The organism is Halorubrum sp. SP3, from assembly GCF_005435195.1.
GTDB lineage: Archaea > Halobacteriota > Halobacteria > Halobacteriales > Haloferacaceae > Halorubrum > Halorubrum sodomense.
On the sequence record NZ_SGTU01000034.1, the window covers coordinates 3,704 to 4,021 of the forward strand.

Consider the following 318-nt stretch of genomic DNA (forward strand, 5'->3'; position numbering starts at 1 on the left):
TCTCCGGCACGTTCGCGCTGACCGACCCCTCTGATGGGCCGCTCGAAACCGGCCAAACCTACGACACGTCGAACTTCTCGGGCGACGTGTACTTCACCGCGGACATGAGCCTCGTCGAGGGCGATTGGTCGGCCTACCAGACCGGCGTCGACGGCGGGAATATCACTCTCACCGAAGACCCGTATGATGGCACCGCTGTCGAACTGGAGACCGCGGCCAATGAGACGGTAACTGTCGACTCCGGAAACTGGACCGCAACCGGAAACGGGACGTGGTACTACGACGCGTCCGCCGACCTCGAACCCGACATTACGGAAA

The 318-nt window shown here is 62.3% G+C and carries 1 pseudogene; it reads left to right on the top strand.

Features of this window, described 5'->3' with window-relative positions:
• Window positions 1-86: 86 nt before the first annotated feature.
• Window positions 87-318 (top strand): annotated as a pseudogene (locus EXE42_RS14840) (hypothetical protein); the annotation flags it as partial.